This window comes from Faecalispora jeddahensis (assembly GCF_000577335.1).
In the GTDB taxonomy this organism is placed as follows: Bacteria; Bacillota; Clostridia; order Oscillospirales; family Acutalibacteraceae; genus Faecalispora; species Faecalispora jeddahensis.
On record NZ_CBYL010000004.1, the window covers coordinates 90231 to 114789 of the forward strand.

Consider the following 24559-nt stretch of genomic DNA (forward strand, 5'->3'; position numbering starts at 1 on the left):
ATACTATTTCCAATGAAACCGCGGATTTTATCCGCGATTTCATTCCTGCCGCAGGGCGGCAGACGACAGCATAATCTGCCGTGAAAGCCGTGTAATACTGAAATCTTGCCAAAACACAAAATGTTTTTGCGAGCTGCTGACAGCGGCAGGAAAAAGCGTTTTTTGCTTTTTCACTTAGAAATTTAGTATTATCACGATTGGCCCAATTACAGAAGTCAGATCAGACCATGCTTTTTCATCACAGAAACCATCTTCTCGCGGTTTGCGTCATTCATGGCTACGAGGGGCAGACGGCATTCGCCGCTTTCATAGCCGATCAGATTGACAGCTTCCTTCACCGGAATGGGGTTCACATCGATAAACATGGCGTTCATCAGATCAAGATATTCCAGAGAAAGTGCGCGGCTCTTTGCAATATCACCATCAAAGAAGCTCTGGCAGATATTGTGCATCAAAGCGGGGCAGATGTTCGCAATCACCGAGATGATTCCCTTGCCGCCCAAAGAGAGGATCGGCAGAGTCTGGTCGTCGTTTCCGGAATAGATGTGCAGGTTATCTCCGCACAGAGCAGCCGTTTGCGCAATGGCGGAAATATCCCCGTTCGCTTCCTTTGTCGCCACAATGTTGGGGTGCTTGGAAAGCTCCAGATAGGTAGCGGGCTGAATGCCGCAGCCGGTGCGGGAAGGAACATTATACAGAATGATCGGCAAATCAGTCGCGTCCGCAATATGAGTAAAATGCTGAACCAATCCCGCCTGAGAGGTCTTGTTGTAATAAGGGGTCACGCTCAGCTGAGCATCCGCTCCATAGCGCTTTGCCTCAACAGCCAGCTCGATTGCGTAAGCCGTGTCGTTGCTGCCGGTACCGGCAATCACGGGAACACGGTGATTGACCTTCTTGATCGAGTATTCCAGAACACCGCAGTGCTCTTCATGTGACAATGTGGCGGATTCGCCCGTGGTCCCGCAGGCGATAATCGCGTCGGTCCCGTTTTCAATCTGAAAATCGATCAGGCGGCCCAGCATCTCATAGTTGACGGAGCCATCTTGATTCATAGGAGTTACAATGGCAACACCGGAGCCGAGAAAAGGTGCCTTTTTCATAGTAGCAACCTCCTGTTATACAAATAATAATATAATAAATAATAATCTGAAATCGGATGAAAAATGCTTAGTCCATATATCCCTGAGCACAGAGCAGCTCACCCAGCAGAACGGCGCCGCCGGCGGCTCCGCGCAGAGTGTTGTGGGACAGGCAGACAAATTTGATGTCATACTGGGTATCGGGACGCAGACGGCCAACGGATACCGCCATGCCGCCCTCCAGATTTCTGTCCAGCTTTGTCTGCGGACGGTCGTTTTCTTCAAAGTAGTGGATAAACTGCTTCGGGGCGCTGGGCAGCCCGAGCTGCTGAGGTACACCGGCAAAGTTCTTCCAGCGGTTCAAAATCTCTTCGATTTCGGGCTTCTTTTCAAAGGAAGCGAACACCGCCGCAATATGGCCGTCGGTTACCGGTACACGGATGCACTGTGCGGTGATCGACGGGGAAGTGGCATTGACAATCTTGTCGCCCTCAATGTGACCCCAGATCTTCATGGGCTCCTGCTCGGATTTTTCTTCCTCGCCGCCGATATAGGGGATCACGTTGTCGATCATTTCGGGCCAGGATTCAAAATTCTTACCCGCTCCGGAAATTGCCTGATAGGTGCAGGCCAGAACCTTTGTAACGCCGAAGTCCATCAAAGGATGCAGAGCCGGCACGTAGCTTTGCAGGGAGCAGTTGGATTTTACCGCGATAAAGCCGCGCTTTGTTCCAAGACGCTTTCTCTGCGCCGCGATGATCTCGGTATGCTCGGGGTTGAGCTCCGGAACCACCATGGGAACATCGGGGGTACCGCGATGCGCGCTGTTGTTTGAAACAACCGGGCATTCCGCCTTGGCATAGGCTTCTTCCAGCGCTTTGATTTCTTCTTTCTTCATATCGACCGCGCAGAATACGAAATCGACCATAGAAGCGATTTTCTCTACGTCCGTATCAGCATTTAACACAATCATATCGGCCATCTTCTCAGGAATGGGAGAAGACATCAGCCAGCGTTTGCCTACGGCCTCGCGATATGTTTTCCCGGCGGAACGGGCACTCGCGGCCAACGCGGTCACCTGGAACCACGGGTGGTTTTCCAATAATGTGGCAAAACGCTGTCCCACCATACCTGTTGCTCCAATAATGCCAACCTTATACTGTTTCATGGGATGTTCCTCCTAATGTAAGAAAATGGAATAAGAAATAAAAAAACCGGTTGAAAACCGGTCATCAATCAAATATAATAAAAAGCATTCCAGATGCAGTATTCCTGCTGATACTCTGTGATAGCTCTCCACCATAATCTCATGATGACAGTCATGCTGCTGTTCGCAGACATAACCAGGCAAATGCCTGCCGGGGCATTCCCTTCGGCGACTTTCCCTTTCACAGGCTCTCGTCGGTTTTGGCAACCTACATCCCGCTACTTTTGAAAGACGCGCCTCTATCTTCTTATTTTTATCTTGCTTTATCATAGCACGGGTTGCTATCGGTTGTCAATTTATTTATAATAGAATTCGAAAATAATCTAACCCAATTTAGGAGAGTAAGAATGGAAAGCACTTTAAGCACAAAAGACTTTGATTTCGACCTGCCCGAGGAGCTGATTGCGCAAACTCCCATTGAGCCGCGCGACGCTTCCCGGCTTTTAATTTTGGACAAGAAAAGCGGTGAAATTCAGCACCGGCATTTTTATGACATCATCGATTATCTGAACCCAAACGACTGTCTGATCCTGAACGATTCCCGCGTTCTTCCCGCCAGAATATATGGCATCAAAGAGGGAACGGGAGCAAGGGTGGAATTTTTGCTTTTGGCCGCGAAAGGGGACGACGTTTGGGAGGTACTGGCCGGCCCCGGCAAACGTGCCAAGCCCGGAAATCGCTTTTCCTTCGGCGACGGACTCATGACTGCCGAAGTACTGGAAATCATAGAGGATGGAAACCGTCTGGTCAAATTCTCTTATCAGGGGAATTTCTACGCTGTTCTTGACCAGATCGGCCAGATGCCGCTGCCGCCTTATATTAAGAAGAAGCTTGAGGACAAGGAACGCTACCAGACGGTCTATTCCCGCGAGGTCGGCTCCGCCGCCGCCCCCACTGCCGGGCTGCATTTTACCAAAGAGCTTCTGGGAAAAATCCGGGAGAAAGGGATCAAGATCGGGTATGTGACGCTTCACGTCGGGCTTGGTACCTTCCGTCCCGTCAGCGTGGACAAGATCACGGATCACAAGATGCACTCGGAGCATTACTGGCTGCCGCAGGAAACCGCCGATTTAATCAACGAGACGAAGAAGAACGGCGGCAGAGTCATTTCCGTCGGCACCACCAGCTGCCGCACGATCGAATCCGTTGCAAAAAAAGAGGGCTGCATCAAAGAAAGCGACGGCTTTACGGATATTTTCATCTACCCCGGGTTCCAGTTCAAGGTACTGGACGGCCTGATTACGAACTTCCACTTGCCCGAAAGCACCCTGATCATGCTGGTGTCCGCCTTGGCCGGCCGGGAGCACATTCTGAACGCTTACCGGATTGCCGTGCAGGAAAAATACCGATTTTTCAGCTTTGGCGACGCGATGTTCATCGGAAGCAGGACGGAGTAAACCTTGAGCGGGATTAGCAAAACGCAATTTCAACAAAAGGATTGCGATATTCTGTCTCCCGTTTACGTGGATGATGCCATACCGATTCGGTGAAAGCCGCAAAATGAAGAAAGAAAAGGAATTACGAAATATGCTGAAAGTACAAACCACTCAGGGACGAGCCCGACGCGGCTCATTTGAAACCGTACACGGTACGGTTCAGACCCCGGCCTTTATGAATGTCGCGACCGCCGGAGCAATCAAGGGCGCCGTTTCTGCTCTGGATTTAAAGGAGCTGAAATGCCAGGTACAGCTTTGCAACACCTATCACCTGCATTTGCGTCCAGGGGACGAAAGCGTTTATCAGCTGGGCGGTCTGCATCGCTTTACCCGGTGGGACGGCCCCATTTTGACAGACAGCGGCGGCTTTCAGGTGTTTTCCCTCGCGAAGCTGCGCAACATCAGGGAAGAAGGCGTAACGTTCTCCTCTCACATCGATGGGCACAAAATCTTTATGGGGCCGGAGGAAAGCATGCAGATTCAGTCTCATCTGGCTTCGACCATCGCGATGGCGTTTGACGAATGCGTGGAAAATCCCGCCGAATACGCTTATGCCAAGCAGTCCTGCGCGCGTACCACGCGTTGGCTGCACCGCTGTAAGGCTGAGATGGATCGCCTGAACACCCTGCCGGGTACCATCAACCCGCATCAGATGCTGTGGGGAATCAATCAGGGCAGCACGTATGAGGATCTGCGCATCGAGCACATGAAGCAGATCCGCGAGCTGGATCTGCCGGGCTATGCCATCGGCGGCCTGGCGGTAGGGGAAAGCGCACAGGAGATGTACCGGATCATTGAAGCCGTTGAACCGGAAATGCCTGCGGATAAGCCCCGCTACCTGATGGGAGTCGGCACCCCCGACAACATTCTGGAATCCGTTCGCCGCGGCGTCGATTTCTTCGACTGCGTCATGCCCACCCGGAATGCGCGCCATGCCCACCTGTTCACCTGGCAGGGAAGAAGAAATCTGCTCAACGCCAAGTATGCGCTGGACGATACCCCGCTGGATTCCGAGTGCGACTGCCCGGTGTGCCGCAGCTTCAGCCGCGCTTACCTGCACCATCTGTTCAAGGCCGGCGAGATGCTGGCGATGCGTCTGGCGGTCATGCACAACATCTATTTTTACAATACGCTGATGGAGAAAATTCGCTACTCTTTGGAGCAGGGAAGCTTTGACACATTTTATCTTGAAAACGTTGAAAAACTTGGACAAAGAATCTAATTTCGCTTGCATGATTTCCCATTTATTGATATAATCAAATTACTAATATGGAGGTGCTTTTTTCTTATGAATCATTTATTACCTTTGGCGGCAACTGCGGCTGCGTCTTCCGGGAATTCTATTTGGAGCATTATCGTTATTTACGCACTGTTGTTCGGTGCGTTGTATTTCTTTATGATCCGCCCGCAGCAGAAGAAGAAAAAGGCGGAGGAAGCTCTGCGCAAGAACGTTCAGGTCGGCGACGAAATTACGACAATCGGCGGTATTGTCGGTCGCATTGTGGCCATCAAGGAAGAGAGCGAAAGTTTTGTGCTGGAAACCGGAATCGACCGCACTAAGATCATTGTGAAGCGCTGGGCGCTGGGCAAGATCAACACCGTTCATGAGGATGACAAATAAACAATCCTCCATCGGCTGAAGAAAAACTAGTATATTTTACCCCTCCTGCGAATATCTATGAAGCGTAGAGAACATGCAGGAGGGGTATTTTATATGAAAAGACCAAAAAGAGTGAAATCCAATAGAGAGCGTTCCCAAAATCCAGTTTGGAAAATACTTCGTCCAATTGTGTTCGGCACTTTGGCCGGGGCGGTAATATGCACCGTTCTGCTGCTGGTGCTTTCTCTGATTCTGGTCGCCGCAAAGCAATTACCCCAAAGCCTGCTTCAGCCGATTACTGTGCTGATCGCCGCTCTGGGTGCGTTTTTTGCCGGGTATACAGCCGCGCGTATGTCTGGTGAACGCGGAATGCTGTACGGCGCAGGCTCAGCCCTTTTGCTGTTTGGGCTGCTGTTTTTGGCGGGGCTCACCGTTTCGGGAGAAAGCGTTTCGGCCTTCATGCTCACAAAGGGCCTGGTCATGGTTTTGACAGGAGCCATCGCCGGTATTTTGTCGGTAAACAAAAAATCCAGGCGAAAATAGGCTTTTCAAGCTTCCATTCTTGTGCTATAATATTGGCATTAAAATTTGTGAAATGGGGATTTTGAAATGAAACAGATCAAAACTTTGAATAAAGCCAACCTGAAAGAGAGCGCTGTCAAGGGCGGCTGCGGCGAGTGCCAGGCGTCCTGCCAGTCTGCCTGCAAAACCTCCTGCACCGTAGCGAACCAGAAGTGTGAGAATGCGCAGAGAGTGTAATTTCTGATTGAGACTGCGGCCGGATAAGATCAAATGATGGAAGGGACAGAATTCTGTCCCTTCCATTTTGTGCGGATGGAGAAAGATATATGATACACAAATATTACCTGAACGGATATTACATTGTCCTCGATACCAACAGCGGAGCAGTTCACGTGTTTGACGAGCTGCCCTACCTGATGCTGGATTCTTTTACAGACAGTGTGCCGGAAGAGCAGCCGGAGGAAATCAAACGAAATCTTCTCGGGCGATTCTCGGAATCCGAAATTGACGAGGCCTATGAAGAGCTGCTCGAGCTGTACCGTTCCGGCCTGCTGTACTCCAAAGATGAGTACGAGCAGTTCTGCGATATGCTGCGGGATGCTCCGGTCAAATCGATGTGCCTGAACGTAGCGCACGACTGTAACCTGCGCTGCGAATACTGCTTTGCGGCCAAGGGCGACTTCGGCCGCGGTCGGATGCTGATGCCCTTTGAAGTCGGCAAGCGTGCGATCGATTTTCTGATCGAGCAGTCCGTGGGTCGCCACAATCTGGAGCTTGATTTCTTCGGCGGCGAGCCGCTGATGAATTTTGAGGTCGTGAAGAAGGTTGTGGATTACGCCCGCGGCATTGAAAAGCAGCACAACAAGAACTTCCGCTTTACGATCACAACGAACGGCCTGCTGCTGACAGACGACAAGATCGAATATATCAACCGCGAGATGTCCAACGTGGTTCTGTCCCTGGACGGCCGCAAGGAGATCAACGATCTGCTCCGTGTCCGTACGGACGGACGCGGCAGCTACGACAGGATCGTCCCGAATTATCAGAAGCTGGTTTCAACCCGCGGCGATAAGGACTACTATGTGCGCGGTACGTTTACCACCCATAACCTCGACTTCTCTAAGGATGTACTGCATATGGCAGAGCTAGGGTTTGATCAGCTCTCCATTGAGCCGGTGGTGTCGGACGAAAAGCTGGATTACTCCCTGAAAGAAAAGGACCTGCCCAGCGTGTTTGAGGAATACGACCGTCTGGCAAATCTCCTCATCCAGCGCAGGAAAGAGGGAAGAGGCTTTAATTTCTTCCACTTTATGCTCGATCTTGACCAGGGCCCCTGCGCGATCAAGCGGCTGCGCGGCTGCGGCTGCGGCAACGAATACATCGCGGTCACTCCGGAGGGAGATATTTTCCCGTGTCATCAGTTCGTCGGGGACGATGAGTGGAAGATGGGAAATATCATGCAGGGAACCTTCGATCGTTCGATGAAACAAAAATTTGCTCAATATAATATTTACAGCAAAAAGGATTGCCGGAACTGTTGGGCCAAGTTCTACTGTAGCGGCGGATGCAACGCCAACAGCTGGCAGTATGAGGGGGACATTCTGAAACCCCATACGATTTCCTGCGAGCTGGAGAAAAAGCGTTTGGAATGTGCCATTATGATGAAGGCCGCTCTGGCAGATACAGAGTAAGCCAAGGCTTTTTCTATCGTAACCTTTTGTGTAAGCCTACCCGAAAAACGTGATATGGAATGCCCATTATGCACACGCTTGCTGGTAACATTCAGGCGTGTGCATAATTATGCGTCCGTATATTCTCTCGCGAGTTTACATAATATTTTAGAGGGTTACATAATTCAGACGCACGTTTTTCTGCATACTGTATAAATTTTACATTTCCTCCTGATTCTGCTTGCTTTGGGGATGGAAAAGTATTATAGTATATTATATTTCATATCGTAAAAGTGGGGGTCAAAATCCAAAACTGGGCCAATCTGGCAGAAAAATGGTGGGTTTTGATGTTGATATTACTGTGTAAAGGAATGTGAATGGTATGGTAGTAGGATTTGTCGGGGCCGGAAATATGGCCGGTGCAATTATGAATGGAATCCTTCGCGCAGGGATTCATCCGGCGCAGGACATGATCGTATTTGACATCAGTGAAGAAAAGCGTTCTGTGTTTCAGCAAAAGGGATTGCGGACTGCCGCATCTGTTTCTGAAGTCGTGAAGGATGCCGACATTGTTTTTCTTGCCGTGAAACCGCAGAATTTTGCGGAGGTACTGGAGGAAGCGAAAAAAACGGTAACTGAGCAGACTCGCTTTGTCACCATTGCAGCCGGAATTTCGATTCATTATATCACCTCTACGCTGGGCTGTGACTGCCCTGTGATCCGTGCGATGCCGAACACCCCTCTGCTCGTGGGCAAGGGCGCTACCGCGCTGTGCCGTTCTGAGAAGGTGTCGGATGAGGATTTTGCGTTTGTGCGTTCTATTTTTGAAGCCTGCGGCACGGTAGAAATCCTGCAGGAGGATCAGATCAATGTGGCGACCTCCGTCAACGGCAGCGGCCCGGCTTATGTGTATCTGTTCGCAAAAGCGGCAGCCGAAAGCGCAGACCGTCAGGGAATCCCCGCGGATGCGGCTCTGCGTCTGTTCAGCCAGACCCTGATCGGCAGCGCCGAAATGCTTCTGCATTCCGGCCATACGCCCGACGAGCTGATCAAAATGGTATCCTCTCCGGGCGGCACCACCCTCAAAGCGCTGGACGTTTTTTACAGCAGAGGCTTTGAGACAATCATCGACGAAGCGATGCTGGCCTGCACACACCGGGCGGAGGAGCTTGGGAAATAGGCGCTCCCGGGGCTGCTGATTAAAACGATATTTTTTACTCCATAATGAAAATAGAGTTTTGCCCATAGACTCATATTACGCCGTTTCGGCTCATACAATTCAGTAGGCAACCGCCCTCAGGAGGATCTGTATGAGTAGGAAAGGGACAAGAATCATACCGCTGTACTATCGTTCGCAAAAGAAATCGCGGCCTGTCCATGAATCGCGGTTTCGTCTGTTTGATCTGCAGAGCATGTTTCAGGTGGTTACGGAAAATCCCCTGCTAACAGCACTGGCGCTTCTGCTTTTGGTGGGAACCATCTTTGGCGCGCTGTTTGCCAGGGGGGCCGACGACTCTATTTTGCAAAAGCTGGATCTGCTGTTCGCCAGTGACGTAAAGGCCCGGGCCGTACAATCCTCCGGCTCAGCGTTTGTTGCGTCGCTTGGTTCTTCTTTTTTCTTTGTTGCGGTTTGTTTTTTATTGGGAATGTCTTTGTGGGGGGCGTTCGTTCTCCCGCTCGTTCCATTATTTCGAGGATTCGGCTTTGGTCTGGCCTCCGGTTACCTGTATGCGGCATATGGGTTTCAGGGAGTTTTATTCAATGCGGTGGTGGTTTTGCCAGGCGCCCTTTTATCGATGATCGCCATTCTTCTTGCGGCGAAGGAAGGCATGCTGTTTTCGAAAGAGGCCCTGTTAGAAGCGTTAAGACGAGAGCAAAGCAAAACGCTTTCTTTAAAGGAATATGCGGTTCAGTTTGGCTCTTTCCTGATTCTTTCTGCTGCTGCGGCTGCAATCGATCTGATTACAACCGTATGTTTTACCGGCGCGTTTTCCTTTTAAGCCCAAAAGCCAATTAGGGGGTACAATTGAGATGAAAGAATGTTGTTCCGACTACCGGGACTATCTGCGTTTTCAAAAATCCGTTTCTCAAAACACTCTGGATTCGTATACCAGAGATGTAGAGCATTTTTTAGAATATGTAGAACAGCAGAACCTTCGGGGGCCGGAACAGGTAACCGAATCTGTTATGGAGGAGTACGTCAAAGCCCTGAACAGCCGTCAGTGCTCTGTATCGACTGTGACGCGCAACATGGCCTCCATCCGCGGTTTCTATCAGTTCCTGATTCTAACGGGAAAAGCGTCTGACAATCCTGCCAAAAACATACGGCTTGAAAAGGTTCAAAAAAAGCCGCCTCAGATTCTGAGCAGCGAAGAAATTGAGCTTTTATTTGCACAGCCCGATATTTCAGAGCCGAAAGGCTGCCGCGATAAGGCGATGCTGGAGCTGCTGTACGCTACCGGCATCCGCGTGTCTGAGCTTGTGGATCTGAATGTGACCGATATCAATCTGCATACGGCGATGCTTTGCTGTGGGGGACACGGAAAAAATGAGCGGATGATTCCGATCTATTCCAAGGCGATCGCAGCTGTCTCCGATTATTTGTTCCGCGTCAGGAGCATCATGATCCGCGCGGACGGAGGACAGGCTTTGTTCACCAATCTGAACGGCAGGCGCCTGACCCGGCAGGGCTTCTGGAAGATCATCAAAGGCTACGCCGAACAGGCCAAAATCACGAAAGAGATTACCCCGCACACACTTCGGCATTCGTTTGCGCTGCATCTGCTGGAAAACGGCGCAAGCCTCAAGGATATTCAGCTGATGCTGGGGCATGCGGATATTTCTTCCACGCAGGTTTATGTTCAGCTGATGAATGACCATTTTAAAGAAGTTTACAACCATTGCCATCCCAAGGCCAAGCTGGGGGTAAGCTAGAACGAACCCGCAGCGTGGGTAACACAAAAGGAGTGACTCTGTTTGTCAGGATTTTCTCTGTTCGGTGGCTACCAGAAGCCGGGACCTGGAGTAAGCAAAGACGCACCGCAAAAGCCGCCGGTTCAAAGATTTTTTGAAGTGCTGTTCCGCAAATTTTTTGATCTGGTAAAGCTGAATCTGCTGTTCCTGGTTCCATTTGCAGTCGTAGCGATTCTTTCTTATCTGGTAGGCCTCGTTACCGGGCAGGCGTTTTTGTGGAATCTGCCGTTTGTTTTGCTCAGTCCCTTTTTGGCGGGTCTGACTTTTGTCACCCGCAATTACGCAAGGGAAGAGCACGCGTTTATCGCGTCTGATTTTAAAGACGCTGTTTTGCTCAACTGGAAGCAGTTCTCGATTCACGGCATCATCTGTTATGTGCTGGTCAGCCTGATTACCTTCTGCATTCGCTTTTATTACACACTGGCGGCCTCGCAGGGGACTCTGTTCATGGTTCTGTTCGGAGTCAGCATTGCGGTATTTCTGGTATTTATCTTCATGCAGTACTACATTCCGCTGATGATCGTAACCTTTGATCTAAGCCTGAAGCAGATTTATAAAAACGCGTTCATTTTCGCCATTATCGGCCTGTGGCGCAATATTTTATTAACGGCGATCTTCGGCGCGATTTTGTTCCTCAATTATTTTCTGTACTATATGAATCCGGCTTTGGTTCTTTTGATCAACGGATTCCTGGTTCTGTTTTTTGCATTTTCTTTTTCCTCCTTTTTGATTAATTTTACTGTTTACCCGTTAATTGAAAAGCTGATGATTCACCCCGCGCTGGAACCTGCGGATGCACAATCGTCTGAAAGCGAAGGTGGGGAAGAGAGCACAGAGGCGGAGGGGGAAGAGGAAAGGAAATCCGAACCCGAATATGTATTTTATCAGGGAAAACTAGTGAAGAAAAGTACTCTGGAAAATGACGACGGTTCTATTTTCCAGGATAGAAGCTGACCGAAATCGAAAGGAATAGAAAGCAATATGACAAAGGATAATGGAAACTCTACCGAAGCCTCCTATACCATTCAGGATTTAATCCAGAGGCATATTTCGGGAGACAAAAAAATTCAAAACCTGCTTTTGGAACGTTTGAAAACAGATGAGCCAATTTGGGCTGTCACTTGCTCCTATACCAAGAATTATTGGCTGGAATTTGTGGGCACTGTTCCGAGCACGCTTTTATTTACGGAAAAACGGTTTTTCGAAGATTTTCAGCAGAAATGCAAAGAGCAAGGGATTGAGGTAAGCTGTGAGGAAAACAGTGCGGAAGAAAGAATGCGTTTGCTGGGGGACTTTTACAGAAGCGGATTTGAAGGCCTGATTATTGATAAAGGCCAGCCGGCTGTGCATCTGAGCCTGTTTGCCTTAATGAAAAAACCTGACTTTTCCAGATTACCGGAAATTCAGCGCCCCGTTATGAATCCTTCTCTGGTAAGGGCGGCCAACCAGTTTTTTCAGCTTTTGAACCAGAAGAAAGCCACCTTAGAGCATCAGAACAATTTGTTTCGGGAGATTTACAACGCGCAATTTTTGATGGCGATGGATGCAAGTGATGTTAATCTGGAACAAAAGGATTCTGAAAGCGGAAAGGCGATTATTAAGGAGGGCACCAGTTTCGCCCTGCCCACGATCAGCAATAGCGAGAACCAGCATTTTTATCCGGTATTTACCGACTGGAATGAACTGCGGAAATATGATCCGGAGCAGAAATACAATGGAATGCTGGTGAAGCTGGAGGATATTAAGCATTTTATACAGCAGTCAGATGGGGCTGTGATCAATCCCTACGGCGCCAACATCGTCCTTTCAGAAGAACGAATCAAAGAGATTGAAGCGGTCTGCGAAGTAGAATAGCAGCCGGAAAGTTCGGAAAGCAAGGGGAGTGCCAAAAAATGTATATCGCAAATTTAACTTATCTAAAACCATTATCAGAAGTTGAGAAATATCTTGAAGAACATGTCGCGTTTTTGGATCGGTATTATGAAGCAGGAAAATTCATCTGCTCCGGCAGAAAAAATCCCCGTATTGGCGGAGTGATTTTGTTCCATGCAAAAGATGAAGCTGAAATGAAACAAATCATCTCCGAAGATCCATTTCATATAAACGGGATTGCAAGCTATGAAATGATCGAATTTAATCCCACAAAATGTGCTCCAAACTTTCAATGCTTTACAGAGCAATAAATTACGAGCCGGAACACTGAAGCTTACTTGCCATCAGTGTTCCGGCTCGTTTTATTGGCTCTTTTTTTCTTCCGAATCTTCTCCCTGCTCCGCTTTATCGCCGCTTTCAGATACCGCGAGTTTCTTCACGGCAGTCGCGGAAACAACACGGTTTCCTCTGGATTTCACCTTAGACAGCGGATTGGCGTTCGCCGCATCGCGCATCTGCTGATTGGATAAATGCGTATAGATTTCGGTGGTACCCAGATTTTCATGCCCGAGAACGTCCTTCAAAACCCGAATATCCACATGGCCGTGCTGATACATCAGGGTAGCCGCCGTGTGGCGCAGCTTATGTACGGAATACCCAGGGCCTTCAAATTCGATTTTCGCCAGATATTTTTTCACCAGATGCTGCACGGTTTTCGGGCTGATCCGTTTGCGCTGCCGGCTGATGAACAGCGCCTCGCGGTCGATTAGATTGTTGTTCGGGCGAACCGCCAGATACTGCCGGATCGCTTCCTGACAGGCATCATTTAGATACACGACTCTCTCTTTATCGCCTTTTCCCACAATGCGTAAAGTCGATGCATTCTGCCGAACGTCTTTTACATTGATCCCCACCAGTTCAGAAAGCCGCATACCGCAGTTTAAAAATAATGTGAGGATGCAGTAATCACGCTGCCGATCCGGGCCGTCCACTGCATTCAGCAGTTCCATGCTCTGTTCGAGCGTTAAATACTTCGGCAATGCCTTTTTGAGCTTCGGCGTTTCCAGCTCTGCCATGGGATTCACAGAAAGCTTATGGGCCTTATTGGTCAGGTAGCCGTAAAACGCCCGCAAACTGGAAGCCTTTCTGGCTCTCGTCGCAGCTTTATTTCCGCGAACCGCTGAAAGGTAATTCATATATTCGAATACATCTGTCAGAGAAATCGACTGAATCAGTGCTAAATCTACATCTGAGATAGATATTTCATCTATGGGCAGATCATCCGAAGCCAATCCTCGCTGCTTTTTTATGTAACGAAAAAACGTCCTCAAATCGCGAAAATATTCTTCCATTGTATGATCGGATTTTCCTTTGACTGTACCGATATAACCCAGGAATTCACGGATAATCAAAGGACATTCATGCATTAATCTCGGATCCATTTTTATCACTCCAATTTCATTTATATCGATTCAATTATTTAGCTTTAATTATTTATATTGACTGTTCACTTATAACACCATTGAATTTCCGAACAAATGCTTCAGGCGGCCTGGATTGCGTTATCAGCTCCTGAAAGCCGATTTTGAAATTTCAGCTCCCCTGAATTAGACAAAATAGTTATTATGACTAATTATATCATTTTTAAAAGGGGCCGTCAATTGTGTACCCAGAATATACTTTCAATTACTCTATCAGTTCTCTTCTTTCACCGGCAGAATTCCGCCAATGTCGATCAAAGGATTTTGTGTCAGTTCCAAAACCTGTTTTTTCTGCGCTTCAATAAAGCGGCGCATTTGCAAACCATCCGGATGAAATTTCAGAGCCCCTGTAAACGCTACAACGGATTCAGAAATCAGTCCGCAGCAGCCGCCAATAAATCCGTATTCATATCCAGGCAGCCGAATATTTCCCGCGCTGATTCTCAGCACTTCAATTCCATGCTGCTCCGCCGCTTGTGCGATCCCGATATCCGCTGTAATCATCGCTTTTTCAGATAGGATCGCGGCGGAACAATTTGTGTAGCCCTGCCGCACCAAAATAGTATGTATTCCGGCAAAGCTGCAGGCTTTTTGCAGCGCCGGATCCAGTTCTTTTAATTTTCCGAACATTTGTTTATTGAGAATAAGTGCATTCAATCGAATATCCGCCGGGTATTTGTTTCCCAGTCTCTGCTCTGTCAGCAGCACTTCGGCTCCCTCGTCTTTCAGCCCTTGCTGCAGCTCGATTTCTGACCGCACCACGAGCCAGCTTTTCCCTTGAAGGTGAATACACTGCAGATCCGCGTGCCGATTGACCGGCTCCGGCAAATCCGGATTCACTTGTGGGGTTATCACACGAATTCCCCTGCTCTGCAATGCGGTGATTATTTCCGGCACGAGATCGGAAGCAATTACAGCGGTGACTTTGGATGACGGCAAATTTGGCGTATCTACAAAGCGTTCTGTTCGTATCCTGTCAGATATCATTCCCATACTCGATATCACCCTTATTACAATTTAAACCCAAAATGAAACGGCCCCTCTCTAACACAATGGAATACGCTTCTATTCCATTCTCAGGGCGTCTACGGGGTTCATTTTAGCCGCTTTCATGGCAGGATATACCCCAAATATCATTCCAGTTAAAACGGAGAAACCGACCGCAAGGGCCATAATATCCAACCGAATACCCAGTGCAAAGCCAAAATAAGAGGCACCCAAATAAGAAATCCCATAGCCAGCCAGAATTCCAAATAAGGAGCCAAACAGCGTGATCAAAATCGCTTCGAACATAAATTCTAACAGGATATCTTTTTTTCTGGCCCCGATTGATTTTTTAATCCCGATTTCCCGCGTTCTTTCATTGACAGAAACCAGCATCACCGTCATGATGCTCAGGCTGGCCACCAGCAGCGAAATCGCCCCAACAGAGGACAGAATCAGCGTGACGACCCCAAGAATATTAGAAAGGCTGTCGCGCTGCTTCATCAGATTGTTTGAAACAAAAGCATTGCTGCTCCCGTTCGTACGGTTCAGGGACTGCACCAGCATATCCCCTGTTTTGTCCACATCTGTTCCGGATTTCAGCTTGACAGCGATCTGGTCGAATGAACTCTTTCCCAGCAGCTGCTGCATGGTGGAATATGGAACATAGACAAAATTCGGAATGTAGCTGCCGATAAAGTTCTGGAGCAATCCGCTGCCTGTTTTTACAATCCCAACCACTTCAAATTCTTCCGTGCCGCCGCTGCAGGTAATCGACAGCTTTTTCCCGATGATATTATTTCTTTTATAAGAAGCCTGCGAAAAATTCTCGTCCACCATACAAACTCGCGCGCCAGATTTGACATCGCTGACGCTGATCGACCGGCCATACAGAACATTCAAAGAGATGATCTGGTTCGCGTCGGCATCTATTCCCCATACCAGCGCCTTTCCGGTGATCCGCGTTGTCTGCACACTGGTCGCCTGCATCATCACAGGCATGGCCTTCTCTACATTTTCCGATTCCCGTACAATTTTCAGGTCGGTATCAGTCAGCACAACCTGGCTGTCGTTTTCCAAAGTGCTGATCGACAGTCCGCTCAGGCCCAGGCTGTCAAACTCGTGGGTCAGCGCGTCCGTGCCGCACTGGCTGATATTGCCGATCATAATGACCGACGCTACGCCAATGGCTACCCCCATCATCGTCAAAGCCGTGCGGAGCCTTTTTCTGCCAAGGTTTTGAAAAGCGGAGCGAAAAATGTCAGCCATTGGAGGATCCCTCCTCCTGCGGAAGCACCGCAGCTCCGTCAGTAATCGAATCGGGATTCATAATAATGGTATCCTGATCCTGCAGGCCCGATAAAACCTCAAAGCCGGACTCGAATTCCTTCCGGGTGGTCACGGGCACCTTTATGGCCTTCCGGCCATGCAGCAGGTACACATACTCCTTGCCGTCGTCGTCGGCGCGAACGGCCTCATACGGCGCTACCAGAACATTTTTGCTTTCTTCTGTTATGATTCTTGCTTTTGCGGAGAAACCGGGCTTAATATCGCTTTTCGGATTTTGAATGCGAACCAGCACTTCAACCACGGTTTCCGTACCGGTGGTATGGTATTCCTGCTTCGCTTCCGAAGAAATAGAGGTTACCGTACCCTCATAAACGGTATGAAAGCCAGCCCCGGTGATAACCGCCCTCTGCCCTATTTTGATTTCTGAAATCTGCGACTCATTGACGGCCAGACGCACTTGCAGATCGGAGGAGGCAGAAACCGTCATAACAGCCTTGTTGCGTTCCACCGTTTCCTGTTCCGAAATTGCAACAGAAGTCACCACACCGGCCACAGGCGCTGTAATCTCGACATCCTTTGTCTCAATCGGTTCTGCCGGAGATGATGTGGACGAGCTGGCAGAAGAACTGCCTTGCTCTGAGGAAGAAGACGTTCCCGGAACCACTGCGGAACTACTTCCACCGGCAATCTGGCTATAATACGTTTCGAGCAGATCCTGATACGTTTGCTCATTCAGAGAATCCGGTAAAGAAACCGTATCCGATATATCCTGCGCAGATGACACCGACAGAGTCATCAGAACCTGGCCGGCTTTGACGGAGTCACCGGTTTTGACATGGATTTTCTGCACGACCGCCCCGGCCTGTGCATAGATATTGCGGGAATCCACTCGCTCGACTGTGCCATTGTTCGAATAAACCGAGCTTTCTGCTGTAACGGGACTCACCTTTACAACAGAAACCGGCACATAAGTACCTTTATAGACATTTCCCGCGTGAATAATCAGCAAACTTAAGATTAGTGTAAAGCTGAAAAGCATTCCATACTTTTTCATTCCAATCCCCCCATACACTCTTATTTTGTGATGGGAAGTCCATTTTATGAATGGAAAAGCACAGTTTTTCAATGAATAATTGCACCCGAAATTCAAAGAATACCGATGAGGTGAAATGCATGAATATCATTCAATGTGACGAAGACTGCATTTATCAGCGGGAAGGATATTGTTCGCTTGAAATTCCCACAATGGTAACAAACGATACCGGGCAAGGCTGTGTTCACCGTATTCAGGCCTCTTCCCGAAAGGGGAACCGTGTTCCACGCACTACTCCCCGTTCCGTTAAAGAACAGCCGCCTCAAACGCTTCCCTGATATTCCGCACCCCAATCAGCTGGATTCCGCGATGCTCTACGTTCACCTGCTTGAGACACGCATGCGGCAGAATGCAGGTCTCAAATCCCAGGTGCGCTGCTTCTGCGATACGTGCATTCACATGAGAAACGGACCGCAGCTCTCCTGTCAGGCCGATCTCACCGAACACCAAAACGTTATCGCCGATCTGCGCGTCTTTCAGGCTGGAAATCAGCGCCATGGCCACCGCAAGATCCGCCGCGGGCTCGTCCAGGCGCAGGCCGCCGACAATGTTCACGTAGGCGTCCAGATTCGAAAAATAGTAGCCCGCTTTCTTCTCCAAAACCGCCAGAAGCAGAGACATTCGGTTATAATCAAAACCGGTAGCGGTTCTTCTGGGGTTGCCGAAACCGGTGGTGGTTGCAAGACCCTGAACCTCTGCCAAAATCGGCCTGGTGCCTTCCATAACGCACGTCACACACGTACCCGATACATTCTTGGGCCGTCCGGATAATAACGCCATAGAAGGGTTGTCCACCTGGGACAGCCCTTTTTCGCCCATGTCGAATACGCCGATTTCATTGGTGGAGCCGTATCGGTTTTTCACCGCCCGCAGAATGCGGTACGACATCTGTCGATCCCCTTCAAAATACAAAACGGCGTCTACAATATGCTCTAAAACCTTTGGCCCGGCGATCGCGCCGTCTTTGTTTACATGCCCCACAACCATGATCGGAATATCCAGTGATTTGGCTGTGCGCATCACGTAATTCGTGCATTCCCTTACCTGGGTCACGCTGCCGGGCGACGAGCTGAGCTCCGGATGATTCATCGTTTGAATGGAATCGATCATGACGAGATCGGGCTTGAGCTCCTGAATCTGCTCAACAACAATCTGAATATCGGTTTCGGTCAGGATCAGCAGATTTTCGCTGCTGACTCCCAAACGGCGCGCCCTGAGCTTAATCTGGCGGCTGGATTCCTCCCCCGATACATATAAAATGCGCAGCTGCTGCCCCAAATACTCGCAGATCTGAAGCAGAATTGTCGATTTTCCGATTCCAGGGTCACCGCTGATCAAAATCAGAGAACCGCGCACGATCCCGCCGCCCAGCACTCTGTCAAGCTCAGAAAGCCCTGTCTGGTAGCGCTGTTCGTCCTCCGTATCGATTTCATTGATGGATATCGGGCGCGACATAGAGTGATGCCCGGCCGTTTTGGGAGCCGAACGAACGGGCTCGCGTATTTCCTCACTCATCGTGTTCCATTCCCCGCATCCGGGGCATTTCCCGTACCATTTTGGGGACTCAAATCCGCAGCCGGAGCACACGAATACCGATTTGCTTTTCGATGCCATATGATATCTCCATTTATCCTTACTTTATTTTCATTATCCTGTTTTTTTCCTGCCCACGGCGAAGAAGTATTGCTATTTCACGCTATTTGCGGCGAGGAAAGAACGCAAATCCATTTATATCTATTATAGCGCGGCAGCGGGGCTAGGGCAACAGTTATGCCATGGTTTGCGAAACAGAAATCCAATAGCTTAAAAAGCCCTGATAGATCGCAAATGCCATTTGCTTTTGATATTCCGGCTGACTCAGCTTTTTCGCTTCTCCGGCATTAGAGAGGAAACCGCATTCTACAATAACAGCTGGAACATCGGCGTTCCTCAGCAGATAGATAGAATCGGTAGCAGGCTTGGTTTCTCTTTGATTATCGGGCTGCAAAAGGGTAGAAATTGTTTTTTGAGTCGTATCTGCCAAAGCCTGGCTTTTGGGATTTTTGGTACCATAAAAAATCTGAGCGCCGCTGTATTTGCCATTTGTAAAATGATTCTGATGAATGCTCAGAAACACGCAGTCGCCGTTCTCTTCGATGATTTTCAGCCGATTGTGCATGTCTGAGGTCTTTCTCGCCTTCACCGTATCGAGCGTATTGTCCCCTACGGAGACATCGGAGTCCCGGATCATGACGACCCGAAACCCGGACATCTCAAGCATGGGCTTCAGATCCATCGCAATCGCAAGATTAATATCCTTTTCAACGATTCCGGATTTACTGACAGCGCCGCCGTCTTCCCCGCCGTGTCCCGCATCGAGAACGATGGTCGGCATATAGTCTCCGGCCAGCGCAGAAACCATCTGGTCGATTTTTTCAAAGGAAAGATAAGTCAGGCGGATAAACATCATACAGCAAAAGATCAGTAGCAGCAGGGGCAGTCGAAGCTTCTTCAAAGTCATCACCTCTGAGGAAGTATATGCACCCATCTACAAAAAAACAACGCCAATTGTACACAGAAACAAAATCCGTAGAAAGGGCCAAAATCATTCCATTTTATTTTAAGGCTGCCGCAACTTTTGACATCATTCTTTTTTCATACTATTCCTTTTCAAACAGGATAAAAAATAGAATAAAACGAAAAAACCGCAGGCTGCTAAACAGCTTGCGGTTCCTGGAGGCGTCACCCAGATTTGAACTGGGGAATCAGGGTTTTGCAGACCCTTGCCTTACCACTTGGCTATGACGCCATATTGATGATTATGGTGACAAAGATAACGCTTAATATTGCTTTAAGCGTTATCCAGTCAAGCCATGGAGCGGATGACGAGGCTCGAACTCGCTACCTCCACCTTGGCAAGGTGGCGCTCTACCAGATGAGCTACATCCGCGTTTGTTGGTGCCTCCGGACGGAATCGAACCATCGACACGGGGATTTTCAGTCCCCTGCTCTACCAACTGAGCTACAGAGGCAAATTTTGGCGACTCGGAACGGGTTCGAACCGTCGACCTCTAGCGTGACAGGCTAGCGTTCTAACCAACTGAACTACCGAGCCGTATGGTGGGAGTAATAGGACTCGAACCTATGACCCCCTGCTTGTAAGGCAGGTGCTCTAACCAGCTGAGCTATACTCCCATTTCGGCTGCCGCCGTGCATCTGTGCATCAGCGACGTGTTATATAATACTATATATTGTGTCAGTTGTCAACAGGTATTTTCAAATTTTTTCAAAATTTGGTTGGATATTTTTCCACGCTATTTTTGCCCATGCTCTCTCTCGACAGAGTCCGCTAGTTGGTTCAGCTGCTCCTGGGTAAACTCGTACGTTTTGGCGCAATACTGGCATTTGGCTTCCATCTTGCCGCTCTCATCCGCAAGGGTGCGGATATCCCCCGGGTGCAGCGTAGAAAGCGCACGGGTCACACGGTCTGCACTGCAGGTACAGACATACTTGACCGGCGACTCGTCCAATATTTCCATCTCAAAGCCATCCAGAGCCTGGCGGCACATTTCTTCCATACTCATGCCCTTGGCCAGCATGGTGGTAACCGGCTCGAGCAAAGCAGCATTGCGCTCCAGCTTTGCGATGGCGGCACCGTCTGCGCCGGGCAGCACCTGAACCAGCATACCGCCGGAAAGCAGAGACTGCCCGCTCTCCTTATCCACCAGAACGCCCAACGCACAGATGGTGGGAACCTGCTCACTCACAGCAAAATACTGGCTGATATCCTCACCGATCTCGCCGCTGACCAGTTCAACCTGACCAACGTAAGGCTCGCCCTCACCCAAATCGCGCATAACGCTCAAAAGACCGTCGGCGCCAACTGCCGCGCCGACATCGAGCTTCCCGTTCGGCTTATTCGGAAGAGATACCTCAGGATGCTCGATATATCCGCGGCAATTCCCGGTGCTGTCGGCGATTGCCACCACAGCGCCCGCAGGGCCGTTTCCCTTTATTTTCAGCGTGATCACGGCATCCTTCTTTTTGAGCATATTCCCCATCAAAGAAGCCGCCGACAGCAGCCGCCCCAAAGCAGCCGTTGTAACAGCACTGGTGTGGTGAATCTGCTGAGCCGTGTACACAATATCGGTTGTTTCCACCGCAGACGCCATGATACTGCCGTCGGTGGTGATGCAGCGAATAATTCTGTCCATAGATTTAAAGTTCCTTTTCTGATTCTGATATGGGTTCTTTTCTTGCGACTACAACAACGCGCTCGCTGTCCGGCCTGGGCAGCTCCATACTGCAGTCGTCGTAGCAGGCTGCGAGCGTTAAGCCCGCAGTATGTAACAGCTCACCGATTTTTTCTATGGAATAGGCCCTTTCATAGAAATGCTCGGAGCTTCTGCGGTACAGAGCGCCCTCTTTCCCAAAAAAGTCCAGATGGATCCCGACTCTGTCCGTTTTTTCTTCATAATGATTCTGCCATACACAGTATACATGGTCCGTATCATATAGAAAAATATGATTGGCCAGCACCTCTCGGTGCTTATATAATGTGTTCATGTCGAACAAAAAATACCCGCCCGGATTCAGAAAAAGAGAGACCCTGCGGAAAGCTGCCAGAACATCCCGTTCCGAAGTCAAATGATTGATGCTGTCCAGCGCACAGATCACGGTATCCACCGTGCCGTACAGATCCAACTTCTGCATCGGCTGACAAAGAAACAGAATCTCCTGCTCCTCTTCGGCAGCCTTCTGCTGAGCAACGGACAGCATCTCATAAGAAGCGTCTGCGCCGTAAACATCCAGCCCTCGTTTTTTCAGCTGCAAAGTCAGGCTGCCGGTGCCGCAGGCCAAATCCAGCACCAGGCCGGCCGGATGACGCAGGCTGTTCAAAAGCCCGCAGAAATACTCTGCCCGCTCTGCGTAATCGACATTTTGCGTCAGCTCATCATAATACTGTGCGAAGGTGGAATAAGAGCTCATTGTTCCGTGTCTCCATTTTCCTCCAGACGCTTGAACACAATCTCATATCCATCGCAGCCGTAGTTCAAAGAGCGGTTCACGCGGCTGATTGTTGCGGTGGACGCACCGGTTTTCGCAACAATATCGCTGTAAACACATTTACTGCGCAGCATATGCGCCACTGTCAGGCGCTGAGACATTGCCTTGATTTCGGGAACGGTGCAGAGATCCTCGAAAAAGTCATAGCATTCTTCGACGGTCTTGAGAGATAACACGGCTTGAAAGAGCAGATCTACGCTTTTGTCTTTGATTTTAGAATTCATAATACTCCATCCTTCTTTTTCATACTAAAACCGGTATGCGTACTCTAAAAGCCATCAAACGCCCTTAGAGGTCATACCGGCGCGGCTTGTTCAAGCGTTAAAGCGTGAAAGCGATAACGGCATGACAACAGGCCCCGAACCGGCATGGCCGGGCGAAGATTTACAGATCGTTACGAATCAAATCCTCATAAGACTCGCGCCGAATCACAACGCGCGGATTGCCGTCCTTTACCATCACGACAGCCGGGCGGGGATTGCGGTTATAATTGGATGCCATGGAATAGTTGTAAGCCCCGGTAGACAGTACCGCCAGCACATCGCCTATCTGCGGCTCCTGAATCATCGCGTCCTCCTGAATCAGATCGCCGCTTTCGCAGCACTTGCCCGCGATGGTTACCTTGGTTTCAGCCGGCTGATTGGCTTTGTTCGCAATCAGCGCGGTGTATTTTGCCTGGTACAAAATATAGCGGGGATTGTCCGTCATACCGCCGTCTACGGATACATAAGTACGGATATCGGGGATATGCTTGATCCCGCCAATATGGTACAGGGTGATTCCGGCTTCGCCCACCATGGAACGGCCCGGCTCGATGAAGATAAAGGGAACCTTCAGATCAAGCTCCTCGCACTTGCGGAATACGGCGGTAGAAACCAGCTCCATATACTGATCATACGGCAGCGGCGCGTCGTCCTTTGCGTAATGGATTCCAAATCCGCCGCCAAGGTTCAGCTCTTCTATTTCTATGCCGGTTTTCGCTTTGATATCCGCGATGAACTGCAGCATAACTTCTGCTGCCAATACAAAGGGAGAGCTTTCAAAAATTTGAGAACCGATATGGCAGTGAACGCCCTTGAGGTCGATGTTCTGATATTTCAGTGCGGCCTCGACGGCTTCCATCGCTTCGCCGGTCTCGAGCGCAAAACCAAATTTGGAATCGATCTGGCCGGTTTGGATAAAGCTGTGCGTATGGGCGTCGATGCCCGGCTTTACGCGCAGGGAAACATGGGCAACCTTGCCCGCTTCTTTCGCAAGGCGGTCAATCGTTTGCAGCTCGGTCAGGTTATCTGCGATAAAGTGTCCGATTTCATACTCCAGAGCCAGGCGGATTTCCTGCTCGGTTTTATTGTTGCCGTGGAAATGGATGCGCTCTGCCGGGAAGCCCGCCTGAATCGCGGTGTAAAGCTCGCCGCCGGAGGCTACATCCAGGCCGAGACCCTCTTCCTCAATAATACGGCAGATTGCCTTGCAGTTAAAGGCCTTGCTGGCATAGACGGTCATTCCTCTGCCCTGATAATGCTTTTCAAAGGAGCTCTGGTATCTGCGGCAGTTGCTGCGAATCTGGTTTTCATCCATGACATACAGCGGCGTGCCGAACTGCTCCGCCAGCTGCACGGTATCGCAGCCGCCGATGCTCAGATGCCCCTGCTCATTGATTTGTAAGTGGTCGGAAACATACATTGGTCGAATTCCCCCTTTGGTATTCCTTACTCTTGTACGGCGCAAGCCGCCGTAATCCATTCCTTCAGCGTGTCGAGGCCTTCCCCGTCGGCCGAAGAAAAAGGCAGACGCCGAACCTGCTCCCGATTTTGAAACAGGTCGTCGTATAGCTGAATTTGGGCGGCGCGCTCCCCTTTGTTGAGCTTATCGCACTTTGTCATGACCACCACAAAGGGAAGTCCACCCGCACTCAAAAAGTCGATCATATGCAGGTCGTCTGCCGTAGGCTTATGGCGCATATCCACAATCTGCACCACCAGCCCGATGCGGCGGCCGGCGGAAAAATAGCCCTCCACCAGATTGGCCCACCGCAGCTTTTCGGACTGCGAAACCTTCGCGTAGCCGTAGCCCGGCAAATCCACAAGCCGGCAGTCTGCCAGCCCGTAAAAATTGATGGTACCGGTCTTGCCGGGCGTGGCGCTGACGCGCGCCAGCGCTTTCCGGTTGACTAGCTTATTGATTAAAGAGGATTTTCCGACGTTCGACCGGCCGGAGAAAACAATCTCCGGCAGATCATCGGGCGGAAGCTGTTCCACCCGACCGGCGGCAAACTCAAAAGCGGCATTATCAAATCTCAATTC

25 protein-coding genes, 5 tRNA genes and 1 riboswitch are annotated in these 24559 nt (G+C 49.8%); of the genes, 12 read left to right on the top strand and 18 right to left on the bottom strand.

What is annotated here, in order from left to right; genetic code table 11:
* Positions 1–215: 215 nt before the first annotated feature.
* Positions 216–1103, bottom strand: a complete 888-nt coding sequence (gene dapA / locus TY09_RS02680) for a 4-hydroxy-tetrahydrodipicolinate synthase (protein WP_009063781.1) — start codon at positions 1101–1103, stop codon at positions 216–218.
* Positions 1104–1170: 67 nt separating this feature from the next.
* Entirely contained in the window at positions 1171–2250 is a 1080-nt protein-coding gene (asd, locus tag TY09_RS02685) for an aspartate-semialdehyde dehydrogenase (RefSeq protein WP_042430957.1), read from the bottom strand.
* A gap of 113 nt (positions 2251–2363) precedes the next feature.
* Positions 2364–2539, bottom strand: a riboswitch (Lysine riboswitch).
* A 97-nt stretch (positions 2540–2636) separates the two neighbouring features.
* On the opposite strand from asd, the gene queA reads away from it, so the two are divergent.
* The 12 genes from queA (at position 2637) to TY09_RS02740 (ending at position 12673) form a co-directional block, all read left to right on the top strand.
* Positions 2637–3686 carry a tRNA preQ1(34) S-adenosylmethionine ribosyltransferase-isomerase QueA gene (gene queA, locus TY09_RS02690; protein WP_042430960.1) on the top strand — a complete coding sequence of 350 codons (1050 nt, stop codon included), beginning with the start codon at positions 2637–2639 and terminating at the stop codon, positions 3684–3686.
* 130 nt (positions 3687–3816) lie between these two features.
* Complete coding sequence (gene tgt, locus TY09_RS02695; RefSeq protein ID WP_042430963.1) at positions 3817–4947, top strand: tRNA guanosine(34) transglycosylase Tgt; 1131 nt, start codon at positions 3817–3819, stop codon at positions 4945–4947.
* 66 nt (positions 4948–5013) lie between these two features.
* Positions 5014–5346 carry a preprotein translocase subunit YajC gene (gene yajC, locus TY09_RS02700; RefSeq protein ID WP_009064050.1) on the top strand — a complete coding sequence of 111 codons (333 nt, stop codon included), beginning with the start codon at positions 5014–5016 and terminating at the stop codon, positions 5344–5346.
* A 93-nt stretch (positions 5347–5439) separates the two neighbouring features.
* The gene (locus TY09_RS02705) at positions 5440–5868 is read left to right on the top strand and encodes a TIGR04086 family membrane protein (RefSeq protein WP_042430966.1); all 429 of its coding nucleotides are present in this window, start codon (positions 5440–5442) and stop codon (positions 5866–5868) included.
* Between the two features lie 66 nt (positions 5869–5934).
* The gene (scfA, locus tag TY09_RS17830) at positions 5935–6084 is read left to right on the top strand and encodes a six-cysteine ranthipeptide SCIFF (protein ID WP_074432604.1); all 150 of its coding nucleotides are present in this window, start codon (positions 5935–5937) and stop codon (positions 6082–6084) included.
* Positions 6085–6173: 89 nt separating this feature from the next.
* Positions 6174–7538 carry a thioether cross-link-forming SCIFF peptide maturase gene (gene scfB / locus TY09_RS02710; protein ID WP_042430969.1) on the top strand — a complete coding sequence of 455 codons (1365 nt, stop codon included), beginning with the start codon at positions 6174–6176 and terminating at the stop codon, positions 7536–7538.
* 361 nt (positions 7539–7899) lie between these two features.
* Entirely contained in the window at positions 7900–8697 is a 798-nt protein-coding gene (gene proC / locus TY09_RS02715; RefSeq protein WP_042430972.1) for a pyrroline-5-carboxylate reductase, read from the top strand.
* Between the two features lie 130 nt (positions 8698–8827).
* Complete coding sequence (locus TY09_RS02720; RefSeq protein WP_042430975.1) at positions 8828–9517, top strand: stage II sporulation protein M; 690 nt, start codon at positions 8828–8830, stop codon at positions 9515–9517.
* A gap of 31 nt (positions 9518–9548) precedes the next feature.
* Positions 9549–10451 (top strand): site-specific tyrosine recombinase XerD, encoded by a 903-nt coding sequence (gene xerD / locus TY09_RS02725; protein ID WP_042430977.1) that lies wholly within the window; start codon positions 9549–9551, stop codon positions 10449–10451.
* 42 nt (positions 10452–10493) lie between these two features.
* The gene (locus tag TY09_RS02730; RefSeq protein ID WP_042430979.1) at positions 10494–11444 is read left to right on the top strand and encodes a YesL family protein; all 951 of its coding nucleotides are present in this window, start codon (positions 10494–10496) and stop codon (positions 11442–11444) included.
* 27 nt (positions 11445–11471) lie between these two features.
* On the top strand, positions 11472–12344 hold the full coding sequence (locus tag TY09_RS02735; protein WP_042430985.1) for an SseB family protein: 873 nt from the start codon (positions 11472–11474) through the stop codon (positions 12342–12344).
* 38 nt (positions 12345–12382) lie between these two features.
* Positions 12383–12673: a YciI family protein gene (locus TY09_RS02740; protein WP_009064038.1), complete on the top strand. Its 291-nt coding sequence runs from the start codon at positions 12383–12385 to the stop codon at positions 12671–12673.
* 51 nt (positions 12674–12724) lie between these two features.
* Here TY09_RS02740 and TY09_RS02745 read toward each other — a convergent pair whose 3' ends face one another.
* The 16 genes from TY09_RS02745 to yihA all read right to left on the bottom strand — a co-directional run bounded on the left by TY09_RS02745 (position 12725) and on the right by yihA (position 24556).
* Positions 12725–13804, bottom strand: coding sequence for a tyrosine recombinase XerC (locus TY09_RS02745; protein WP_042430988.1), 1080 nt, complete (start codon positions 13802–13804; stop codon positions 12725–12727).
* A gap of 252 nt (positions 13805–14056) precedes the next feature.
* Positions 14057–14836, bottom strand: a complete 780-nt coding sequence (locus tag TY09_RS02750) for a DUF6873 family GME fold protein (RefSeq protein ID WP_326520085.1) — start codon at positions 14834–14836, stop codon at positions 14057–14059.
* 72 nt (positions 14837–14908) lie between these two features.
* A complete protein-coding gene (locus TY09_RS02755) occupies positions 14909–16096 on the bottom strand; it encodes an ABC transporter permease (protein ID WP_042430992.1) in 1188 nt (395 codons plus the stop codon).
* Complete coding sequence (locus tag TY09_RS02760; RefSeq protein ID WP_042430994.1) at positions 16089–17171, bottom strand: efflux RND transporter periplasmic adaptor subunit; 1083 nt, start codon at positions 17169–17171, stop codon at positions 16089–16091. Before TY09_RS02760 ends, TY09_RS02755 begins: the two co-directional genes overlap by 8 nt.
* 285 nt (positions 17172–17456) lie before the next feature.
* Complete coding sequence (radA, locus tag TY09_RS02765) at positions 17457–18824, bottom strand: DNA repair protein RadA (RefSeq protein ID WP_042430998.1); 1368 nt, start codon at positions 18822–18824, stop codon at positions 17457–17459.
* Between the two features lie 154 nt (positions 18825–18978).
* Positions 18979–19710, bottom strand: coding sequence for an N-acetylmuramoyl-L-alanine amidase (locus TY09_RS02770; RefSeq protein WP_243171405.1), 732 nt, complete (start codon positions 19708–19710; stop codon positions 18979–18981).
* 213 nt (positions 19711–19923) lie between these two features.
* Positions 19924–19998 (bottom strand) — tRNA-Cys (locus tag TY09_RS02775).
* 65 nt (positions 19999–20063) lie between these two features.
* Positions 20064–20139 (bottom strand) — tRNA-Gly (locus tag TY09_RS02780).
* A 6-nt stretch (positions 20140–20145) separates the two neighbouring features.
* Positions 20146–20221: transfer RNA gene (locus tag TY09_RS02785), tRNA-Phe, on the bottom strand.
* 6 nt (positions 20222–20227) lie between these two features.
* A tRNA-Asp gene (locus TY09_RS02790) sits at positions 20228–20304 on the bottom strand.
* Between the two features lie 3 nt (positions 20305–20307).
* A tRNA-Val gene (locus tag TY09_RS02795) sits at positions 20308–20384 on the bottom strand.
* A gap of 119 nt (positions 20385–20503) precedes the next feature.
* Positions 20504–21403, bottom strand: a complete 900-nt coding sequence (gene hslO / locus TY09_RS02800; RefSeq protein WP_042431002.1) for an Hsp33 family molecular chaperone HslO — start codon at positions 21401–21403, stop codon at positions 20504–20506.
* Between the two features lie 4 nt (positions 21404–21407).
* On the bottom strand, positions 21408–22178 hold the full coding sequence (locus TY09_RS02805) for a class I SAM-dependent DNA methyltransferase (RefSeq protein ID WP_042431005.1): 771 nt from the start codon (positions 22176–22178) through the stop codon (positions 21408–21410).
* Positions 22175–22480, bottom strand: a complete 306-nt coding sequence (locus tag TY09_RS02810) for a YerC/YecD family TrpR-related protein (RefSeq protein ID WP_009063659.1) — start codon at positions 22478–22480, stop codon at positions 22175–22177. The genes TY09_RS02805 and TY09_RS02810 overlap by 4 nt, the downstream gene beginning before the upstream one ends.
* A gap of 160 nt (positions 22481–22640) precedes the next feature.
* Complete coding sequence (gene lysA, locus TY09_RS02815; protein ID WP_042431007.1) at positions 22641–23939, bottom strand: diaminopimelate decarboxylase; 1299 nt, start codon at positions 23937–23939, stop codon at positions 22641–22643.
* Between the two features lie 26 nt (positions 23940–23965).
* Positions 23966–24556 carry a ribosome biogenesis GTP-binding protein YihA/YsxC gene (gene yihA, locus TY09_RS02820; protein ID WP_042431009.1) on the bottom strand — a complete coding sequence of 197 codons (591 nt, stop codon included), beginning with the start codon at positions 24554–24556 and terminating at the stop codon, positions 23966–23968.
* Positions 24557–24559 lie beyond the last annotated feature (3 nt).